The organism is Sutterella parvirubra YIT 11816 (genome assembly GCF_000250875.1).
Taxonomy (GTDB): Bacteria; Pseudomonadota; Gammaproteobacteria; order Burkholderiales; family Burkholderiaceae_F; genus Sutterella; species Sutterella parvirubra.
On the sequence record NZ_JH604865.1, the window covers coordinates 1 to 9,154 of the forward strand.

Consider the following 9,154-nt stretch of genomic DNA (forward strand, 5'->3'; position numbering starts at 1 on the left):
GTGAGAGTAATTTCCGCGTGGAAATTCAGGGCGGAGCGCAGTCGGCTCGCGACTTCCGCGTCCGTTTTCCAGCTCCGGATGTCAAGAGTGTTTCCGGTGCGCTCCCGCCAGTCCTTCGTGATTTCAAGGAGTTTCGTCATGAAGGCTCGCACGAACCATGCTTGGGTGCCATTGACGCGCGATTTGTTCTGGGCGGCGAGTTCGCGCAGCACGATTCGGCGGGCATCGGATTCATCGTCCAAAAAGAGCGCGTGTCGGACGGCGTCCTGCTCTTTTTCGTTCAAGAGCTCAAAGTGACGAAGACGATTCGCCGAGGCGAGCTTGCCGACGATATCTTCGATCGAAGCCGCGATCGTGGTGACGTCGGCCGTACCGAAGACCGCCGTCAGATATGTCTTGTGAAGTTTGTTGAGACCATACCGCTTGTCGGCTTTGGTCTGATTGCCGGGACGCGAGACGCAGATCAGATTCGCTTCTGAGTTGAAGACTGATCCCATGGCGCTCGTCGTGAAGGCGCGAGGGATGATGTGGTCGTACTCGACCACGTCACCGAGCTTCGCGCCGGTGTACGCGCAGATGCCGCGACTGGCTTCACGGATGCGGCTGTCTTTGTCCTGCCAGCGCTTGAGCTCAAAGTTGAGCCCTTTCTCGGCGTTCTTCTTCGCGAGAGTGTTCTTCTTGAGCTCCGCGGTCGACGCCGAAAAGGCGAAGCGGTTGGACTCAATGATGATTGAATACCGGATGTCCGTATCTGTGAGCTCCTTCCGCGACATCAGGTGCTGAGCAGCAAGCTTCGCTGCTTCGAAAGCCTGCCGGTCCAAAGCCTTCGACAATACGCCGTCGAACGGCCGGACGGCGTCAGCGGGGAGGCGCGAGCATTGAGCCATGCCGGCGGCGTTCGCGCGCATGCGCCAGTGATTCTCGAGATGCGCGGCGAGAGACGTCGAGGTGAAGCCGTCCCGCTCCGTGTCGATGAGCGTATGAAGCTGCGCGAATACGTACGGACTTGCGGTCCTTTCGAGCTGCTTGGGCGTGAGTTGAAGAACGTCGCGCAGGAAGGCGTGCATCGTCTTCGTGGCGTTCCAAGCCTTGAAAAGATCTTTCTCTTCGGCGTTCGTCGGCTTGAACTTCTTCTTTTGGTCTTCCGCAGCTCGAATCTTGGCGTCAAGGGCATCGTAGCGCATGCGGAATTCGCCGCCGAAATCCTTTCGGATCGCTTCAATGCTTCGGCACAGCGACGCCGGTGTGCTGCGGGACTTCTCATGCACGTGACGGTTCCACAGAACCGTGCGCAGAATGCGACCGATCTCCGGCGTCGCATCCAAAATGTTGCCGAGCAAAAGATCAAGGACTTTTTTCTTCATCGGCGGATGGATGTCCGCTCGTTCGAGAAGGCGTGACGGGCCGTCAAGCCACAAGCCGTTTTTCGCGGCAGCGACCTCTTCGTAGTACTCGGCTGCGAACGTCAGAAACGTCTCCACGTGCTGCGTGCCCAGCGTGTCAGAAAGCGTTGCGAGGGGCTCATGGAGCTCCTGAGTGCGGTATCCGGCAGCGAGAGCTCGAAGGGCGTATCGGTCGAGCTTGCTGCTGCGGTCCAGTACGCGCTGCAGGACGTAGCTGTCCGCATAGACGGACGGATCCTGGTTCCGGTTGAACATTCGCGAGCGGCGGTCGGTGTAGAGCAGGATTTCATCAAGTCCGGTGCTCAAAGCCCTGTCGGCGCGCTCGAATTTTTGGCTCCAGATACGCCACTTGTCGCCGTACCGGCGGGTGAGCTCCGCGGCGGAGAGCCAAAGCGTCTGATCGAACGGCGGACGGCGGTTGTTCTGATCTTCATAAGGGGGGATCGTGCGGCGCGGATCGGTGGTGCAAAGCGCATCCAGAATGTCTTTCGACGCGGTCAGCTCGTCAATGAGCTTCTTCATGTCGGCCTTGCGCTCAGCGTCAGGGTGGAAGTACTTCAAGCCGCGAAGCCAAACGACTTGAAACTTCTCGGGATTCCACTGGTTGGCGACTTCCGGGTTCGGTTCGTCAAAGTACCAGCGTAGGGCGCGCAGCTGAAGGTTCGAGACGTTGCAGATGAACGTCTTGAAGCGCTCTTCCGATCCAAAGAGCTCAAAGACGCCCTGAAGACGGGGGTCGCGGAGCATGTCGTGCGCGATCATCTCGAAGTACTTGCTGCGGTGATGATGCCCGAGTCCCAGCTGCATGACGATCGACTTCGCTTCGCTCGACAAGACCTTGATCGCATCTGCGTACAGTTTTTTCTGTTCCGCGAACTCCGGGAACTGTTCCGTCACGTACTTTCCAAAGTCTTTGGCGGAGGGAAGCGCCTTAAACAGTTGTTCAACGGCGCCGGGGTTTTGCGAAAGGGCGTCCCATTGTGTGCTGATGGGGATGCCGAGGGAGAAAAAGCCTCCAAGGGTTTCGTGGTCGGCAAAAACCGCAGGATCGACGCTGTCAAGGGTCGTAGGATCGACTTGAGCTTCAGACTCAATGCGGGTGAAGCCGCGTCGCTTGAGAAGAGAACTCAGCGCCTCCACCGTTCGACGCATTTCTTCGTCCCGAATGAGTCCGGGTTTTAGTTTGCGCAGAGCGTCAATGACCTGAAGAACGAGGCGGCGCGCGAGCTTGAAGCGTTTGCCGCCGCGCAGACGGTGTCGGACGGCACGGCGATTCGTCGTGGAGTAGTTGAGCCCATCCCCGTCTGCGGGCTGGACGATGGTGTACGCAGCGGCATATTCAGCGGAAGGAGCGGCACCGGCAGGGTGATTGACGAGGAAAAGCCCGGTGTTCTTCGCACCAAGGTCGAAGGAAGCTGAGGAATGGAAGACAGGTCGGACGGTAGGCATGATCAATGCGGTGGGGTTGGTTGATGGCGCACGAGGCGAGGTCCGATCCAAGTTAGAAGATTTTGAACGATGGAGGGCGGGGGTTTTCCCGAGAAATTCAGGCTTTCTAAGGGATCTTGAGAGGGGTTGAGAAGGGGAATAAAAAAGCCCGATTTCCAACGAAATCGGGCTTTTCTGAAGTGTTCTGGCGGAAGGAGAGGGATTCGAACCCTCGATACGGAATTTCCGTATGCCGCCTTTCCAGGGCGGTACAATCAACCACTCTGCCATCCTTCCTAGATGCTTCGGCGTCAACGTGGGTTCGTGGTGACGAAACTTCACGCTCAAGAGCTCGCGCTCAGCCGAGAGACGCAACTATACCGAGGCACAGCCGGACTGTCAAGAGTTCCGAAAATTTTTTCTCACTTCGCGGTCATCAGCGCCAGCGTGACCTCGAGACTCTTCTCCCAGCCGGAGAGCGGCAGCATTTCCGCGCGCGAGTGGAAGTTGAGCCCAGCCGTGAAGTAGTTCGGCGTCAGCAGCCCCTTGGTCGAGAGGAAGGAGCCGTCAGTACCACCGCGCATCGGCATCGTGTTCGGCTCGATGCCGAGTTCGTCGAAGACTTCGTAGAGGCGGTCGATCCCGGAGCGGTTTTCTTCCGTCACGCTGTCCGCGATGTTCGCGTAGCTGTCTGCCATGGTGAGTTCGATCTGCGCCTTCGGATGGCGAAGTTTCAGATACTCGCAGGCTGCGCGCACGAGCGCCTTCTTCGCGTCGTAGCCGGCGCGGTTGTGGTCGCGGATGTTGAGCGTGAGTTTGCCGGCGGCGGGCGTCGCTTCGATCGTCTTCACGTGGATGAAGCCCTCGCGCATTTCGGTGTGCTCGGGCGTCTCGGCGCGGTCGAGCATCGAGATGAAGTCGTGCAGAACCATGATCGGGTTCACCAACACGTTTTTCGACGACATCGGGTGCGCGGGCACGCCCTTGACGCTCACCGTCGCCCCACCCGCGTTGAAGGTCTCGTAGACGAGTTCGCCCAACGCGCAGCAGTCGATCGTGTAGGCGACGTCGACGGGGAAGCGTTCGAGCTCAAGGCGCTTTGCGCCCAAAAGCCCGATTTCTTCGTCCGGCACGAAGGCGACGTAGATGTCGCCGTGGGGGCGGTTTTCGCGGATGACGATGTCGAGCGCCGCCATGACGTTCGCGACCGCGGACTTGTCGTCCGCGCCGAGGACCGACGTGCCGTCCGAGACGAGGATGTCGTCGCCGACATTGGGGGCGAGTTCGGGGTGCGCGTCGGCGCGGATCCAAAGATCCTTCTCCGCGTTCTGAAGAATGTCGCCGCCGTCGTAGTTTCGGACGAGCTTCGGATGGATGTCGGGCGAGAGGCCCACGTCGACCGTATCGAGGTGCGCGACCCAACCGAGCGTCTTGACGCTCTTGCCGGAGGGCAGGTTCGAGGGGAGCTTCGCGGTGAGGACGGCGTATTCGCTCAGATGAATGTCGACGAGACCGAGTTCGCGAAGTTCTTCGGCGAGGATCTTCGCGAGCTCGCGCTGGCCTTCCGTGCTCGGGACGACGCCCGCCTTAGGGTTGCTCTGAGATGTGCAGGCGACGTAGCGCAGGAATCGTGCGAGGAGATTCTTCTTCTTGGCGGAGAGCGCGTCGTCGGTGAGCGCGGTGGTGGGGTCGATGGCGGTGTTGGCCGTCATGATTGGTCCTTTGGCAAAATCAGAGATTCCGCGCACGCGTGAGCGGTGCTCCTCTATACTGCGCGGGTTCTTACTTTCGACTTTTATGGCGCTCAAAGTCTACGACTTCTCCTGCGAAAACGGGCACACCTTCGAAGCGTGGCTCGCTTCGCCCGACGACGAAGCACTGTCCTGCCCCGTGTGCGGTTCGACCAAGCTCGAACGCCGTCCTGCGGCTTCGCGCATCGGGCGCGTCGAGGGCACCGTCCGCACTGACGTCGACCAAGATCTCGCCAAGCGCCGTGCTTTGGAAGCGAAGGCGCTCACGGCGATGCGCCGGGTCGTCGCCGAAGCCGAAGACGTCGGCCGCCGCTTTCCTGAAGAAGTGCGCAAGATGGCTCTGAACGAAACGAAGCATCGCCTCGTCAAGGGGGAGTGTTCCGCGGAAGAAGCGCTATCGCTTCTTGAAGACGGCATCCCCGTCGCGCCCGTGCCGGATTTTCTCAAGTCGAACAACTGAACGACAGAATCCTCTCTGCTTTTCCACATACGTATGACCGAAGAATTCGCCCCGCATCCCGCCATTGACCTCATGAACCAGGACAACGTCTTCCTCGCGTTGGAAGAGCTCGGCATTGCGCACATGCAGCACTGCTGGATCCTCGCCAACGCCCCGGAGCACGAAGACGCCGCCGCGGTGGCGGAGCAGGCGTCGGAGTTTCTCGAAGACCTGACGTCGCTTTTCGTGGGTGAGGCCGGTCCGGACCGCGTCGTGCCGAACGGTTGGGCGGGTTTGAAGATGGGCGGCCACCTGCGCCGCACGATGCCGACGGTGCTCGCCGCGCGACTGCCGGAGGCGTTCGCCGGTCAGGCTTTGGAATCGGTGCCGGATGCCGTCATCATCCGCACCGCGCTTGAGGCCTATCTTTCGTCGCTCGAAAAGGTCTCCACCGAAGACGCGGCGCACGCCGCCCGCGGCGCGAAGCTCCCCGCGAAGGACTACGTCGACTTCATGGTCGCCTGGTCGGGCGTCTTCTCCGGCAAGGCGGACGCGCTCAAGCTCGATCCGCGGTTTGCGCTCTGATCGGCTTCAAAGACAGAATTTATCGACCGCCTGCGGCGCCGTGCATCTGCCAAGCGATGCGCGGCGCTTTGCGTTTTGGTGCCTGCGCTTGAGCGCTAATGCGTTCGGATACGTGCTCGTCCTTAAGTCAAGAGGGGGCGCGAAGAGCGCGAAAGATGCAAAAAGGAGTACTCCGAACGGCGGATCCCGGTGGATATAATGGCCCGGACTCTCATGCCCGGCCGCGTCAGCGTTAAGGCACTGAAAAAGGAGACAAATCATGGAAACATCTGCCGGCGTCAACGCACTGACGATCGTCTTTGCGGCGTTGTGCGTCTTCGCCATTGCGTACCGTTTCTACGGCCTCTTCCTCGCACAGAAGGTGCTTTCGCTTGATGCCGCGCGGCAGACGCCTGCGGTCCGTCAGGCGGACGGCAAGGACTACGTCGCCACCGACCGATACGTCCTCTTCGGCCACCACTTCGCCGCGATCGCGGCGGCGGGTCCGCTCTTGGGGCCGGTGCTCGCGGCCCAGTTCGGCTACATGCCGGGGTTGCTTTGGATCCTGATCGGCTGCGTGCTGGCGGGCGGCGTGCACGACATGGTCGTGCTCTTCTGCTCGGTGCGCCACCGCGGCCGAAGCCTCGCCTACATCGCCTCGACCGAAGTCGACAAGCGCACGGGCTTCGTCGCCTCCTGGGCGGTGCTCGCGATTCTGATTCTGACGCTTGCCGGACTTTCGATCGCGGTCGTCAACGCGATGCACGACTCGCTCTGGTCGACCTACACGGTCGCGGCGACGATTCCGATCGCAATCCTCATGGGGCTCTACATGCAGATCTGGAGGAAGGGGGACGTGCGCGGCGCGACCCTGATCGGCGTCGTTCTGCTCGTGCTCTGCCTCCTCTCGGGCCCCTGGGTTGCTGCGCACCCCGAGTATTTCGGCTGGCTCGACATCGACCGCAAGACGATGAGCGTGCTGATCCCGATCTACGGGTTCTTCGCGTCCGTCCTGCCGGTGTGGCTCCTTCTGCTGCCGCGCGACTACCTGTCGACCTTCCTTAAGATCGGCACGATCGGCGCGCTCGCGATCGGCATCGCCTTCGTGATGCCCAACTTCCAGATGCCCGCCTTCACGCAGTTCGTCGGTGGCGGCGGCCCGATCGTCGGCGGCCCCGTGATTCCGTTCATCTTCATCACGATCGCCTGCGGCGCGCTCTCGGGCTTCCACGCGACGATCGGAACCGGCACGACGCCGAAGATGATCAAGAACGAGCGCGACGTGCTCTTCGTCGGGTACGGCGCGATGCTGATGGAAGGCTTCGTCGCCGTCATGGCGCTCGTTGCGGCCTGCGTGCTCGTCCCCGCCGACTACTTCGCGATCAACGCGACGCCTGAAAAGTTTGCGGCTTTGGGCATGTCGGTCGTCGACCTGCCGACCCTTGAAGCCCAGGTGCACGAAACGTTGGCGGGCCGTCCGGGCGGTTCCGTCTCGCTCGCGGTCGGCATGGCCCACATCTTCGCGCAGGTTCCCTTCATGGAAAACCTGATGGCCTACTGGTACCACTTCGCGATCATGTTTGAGGCGGTCTTCATCCTGACGGCGGTCGACGCCGGGACGCGCGTGGGCCGCTTCTTCCTGCAGGAAATGATGGGGAAGGTCTGGCCGAAGTTCGCCGACAAGAACTGGGTGCCGGGCGTCATCATCACGTCGGCGCTCTTCACGGGTTCCTGGGGCTACCTCGTCTACTCGGGCGACATCGGTTCGATCTGGCCGCTCTTCGGCATCTGCAACCAGCTGCTTGCCTCGGTCACGCTTCTGATCGGCACGACGGTGATCCTCCGCATGAACAAGGCGAAGTACGCCTGGGTGACGGGCGTGCCGGGCGTCCTGATGACGTTTATCACGTTCTGGGCGGGGATTTGGCTGATCGTCAACCAGTACCTCCCCGCGAAGCAGTACCTGCTCGTTACGCTCTCGATTTTGGTCATGGTGCTGATGGTCTTCGTCATCTTCGGCACGATCAAGCGCTGGCTGGAGCTCCTCTCGATCCGCACGACCACGAAGGACGCGTGGGGGAACGAGGTCAAGGTCTGCGTCGAGGAATAATGTCCTCCTGAGCCGCTACAATGAAGCCGCGCCGGACGAAACCGGCGCGGCTTTTTTATGGTCAGATGAAGGAGGATCCCGTGCCGAGCAACCAGTACGAAACCTTTCTGAAGTACGTCTTCGAACACGGGACGCCGAAGAGCGACCGCACCGGCACCGGGACGCGCTCCGTCTTCGGCTACCAGATGCGCTTCAACCTCGAAGAGGGCTTCCCGCTCGTGACGACGAAGAAGCTCCATCTGCGCTCGATCATCCACGAGCTTCTCTGGTTCCTCCAGGGCTCGAGCAACATCGGGTACCTCAAGGAGAACGGCGTCTCGATTTGGGACGAGTGGGCCGATGAGAACGGCGACCTGGGTCCCGTCTACGGCGTTCAGTGGCGCTCCTTCCCGACGCCCGACGGCGGGCACGTCGACCAGATCGCGAACGTCGTCGAGCAGATCCGCTCGAATCCCGATTCGCGCCGCCTCATCGTCTGCGCGTGGAATCCGGGCCAGATCGACAAGATGGCGCTTCCGCCCTGCCACTGCCTCTTCCAGTTCTACGTCGCCGACGGGAAGCTTTCCTGCCAGCTCTATCAGCGCTCGTGCGACATCTTCCTGGGCGTCCCCTTCAACATCGCGAGCTACTCGTTGCTCACGCACATGGTCGCGCAGCAGTGCGGCCTGGGGCTGGGCGACTTCGTCTGGACGGGCGGCGACTGCCACATCTATGACAACCACGTCGAGCAGGTTCAGCTGCAGCTCTCGCGCGAGCCGCGTCCGTATCCGAAGCTCGTCATTCACCGGAAGCCCGACTCGATCTTCGACTACAAGTTCGAAGACTTCGAAATCGTGGGCTACGACCCGCATCCCCACATCAAGGCCCCTGTGGCGGTCTGAGGAGTGGTGATGCTGCAGTTGATCGTGGCGCGGGCCCGAAACGGGGTCATCGGTGGGGAAAACAGGATGCTTTGGCACGTGCCGGAGGACTTCCGCTTCTTCAAATCGACGACGATGGGCTCGCCCGTCGTCATGGGACGAAAGACGCGCGAGTCGATCGGTCGAGCCTTGCCCGGCCGGCGAAACATCGCCGTGTCGCGCCGAGCCGATTGGCACCCTGACGGAACGGAGGTCTTCCCGACGCTTGCCGCCGCGCTCGCCGCGGCGTCGGACGGGGCGGAAAACGTCTTCGTGATCGGGGGCGGTGAGATCTACCGTCAGTCCCTACCTCAAGTTGAGCGCGCCTACGTGACGGTGATCGACGAGGACTTTGAGGGCGATACGGTCTTCCCGGACCTCCCGGAAGCCGAGTGGACGATGACGGTGCTCGACCGCCTGGAGCCCACGGAGACGCGTCCCTTCGCGGTGGAATTCCGCCGGTACGACCGGCGCTGAGAAAGCGCCTCCGGGTCGTTTTGAAAAGGCGTCAGGCTTCGGCCCGGCGCCTTTTTTGTGCGCTGCGGGGAGCGGAACGGGAG

The 9,154-nt window shown here is 61.4% G+C and carries 6 protein-coding genes, 1 tRNA gene and 1 pseudogene; 5 read left to right on the forward strand and 3 right to left on the reverse strand.

Annotated elements, in window-relative coordinates; genetic code table 11:
• The 3 genes and pseudogenes from HMPREF9440_RS01075 to pepT form a co-directional block, all read right to left on the reverse strand.
• Positions 1-2,852: pseudogene (locus HMPREF9440_RS01075) on the reverse strand (type II-B CRISPR-associated RNA-guided endonuclease Cas9/Csx12); the annotation flags it as partial.
• 185 nt (positions 2,853-3,037) lie between these two features.
• Positions 3,038-3,128: transfer RNA gene (locus HMPREF9440_RS01080), tRNA-Ser, on the reverse strand.
• 125 nt (positions 3,129-3,253) lie between these two features.
• Complete coding sequence (pepT, locus tag HMPREF9440_RS01085) at positions 3,254-4,543, reverse strand: peptidase T (RefSeq protein ID WP_008540653.1); 1,290 nt, start codon at positions 4,541-4,543, stop codon at positions 3,254-3,256.
• Between the two features lie 85 nt (positions 4,544-4,628).
• Here pepT and HMPREF9440_RS01090 point away from each other — a divergent pair, with 85 nt between their 5' ends.
• The 5 genes from HMPREF9440_RS01090 to HMPREF9440_RS01110 all read left to right on the forward strand — a co-directional run bounded on the left by HMPREF9440_RS01090 (position 4,629) and on the right by HMPREF9440_RS01110 (position 9,071).
• Positions 4,629-5,042, forward strand: coding sequence for an FmdB family zinc ribbon protein (locus HMPREF9440_RS01090; RefSeq protein ID WP_008540654.1), 414 nt, complete (start codon positions 4,629-4,631; stop codon positions 5,040-5,042).
• A gap of 33 nt (positions 5,043-5,075) precedes the next feature.
• Positions 5,076-5,606, forward strand: coding sequence for a hypothetical protein (locus HMPREF9440_RS01095; protein ID WP_008540655.1), 531 nt, complete (start codon positions 5,076-5,078; stop codon positions 5,604-5,606).
• Between the two features lie 259 nt (positions 5,607-5,865).
• A complete protein-coding gene (locus HMPREF9440_RS01100) occupies positions 5,866-7,695 on the forward strand; it encodes a carbon starvation CstA family protein (protein ID WP_008540656.1) in 1,830 nt (609 codons plus the stop codon).
• 65 nt (positions 7,696-7,760) lie between these two features.
• Positions 7,761-8,576, forward strand: a complete 816-nt coding sequence (locus HMPREF9440_RS01105; protein WP_008540657.1) for a thymidylate synthase — start codon at positions 7,761-7,763, stop codon at positions 8,574-8,576.
• Positions 8,577-8,579: 3 nt separating this feature from the next.
• Entirely contained in the window at positions 8,580-9,071 is a 492-nt protein-coding gene (locus tag HMPREF9440_RS01110) for a dihydrofolate reductase (RefSeq protein WP_392391988.1), read from the forward strand.
• Positions 9,072-9,154 lie beyond the last annotated feature (83 nt).

What these genes read in the sequence shown, in the direction of transcription:
- HMPREF9440_RS01095 (WP_008540655.1), top strand. Translation starts at nt 5,076, where the DNA reads ATGACCGAAGAATTCGCCCCGCATCCCGCCATTGACCTCATGAACCAG.
- pepT (WP_008540653.1), bottom strand. Translation starts at nt 4,543, where the DNA reads ATGACGGCCAACACCGCCATCGACCCCACCACCGCGCTCACCGACGAC.
- HMPREF9440_RS01100 (WP_008540656.1), top strand. Translation starts at nt 5,866, where the DNA reads ATGGAAACATCTGCCGGCGTCAACGCACTGACGATCGTCTTTGCGGCG.
- HMPREF9440_RS01090 (WP_008540654.1), top strand. Translation starts at nt 4,629, where the DNA reads ATGGCGCTCAAAGTCTACGACTTCTCCTGCGAAAACGGGCACACCTTC.
- HMPREF9440_RS01105 (WP_008540657.1), top strand. Translation starts at nt 7,761, where the DNA reads ATGAAGGAGGATCCCGTGCCGAGCAACCAGTACGAAACCTTTCTGAAG.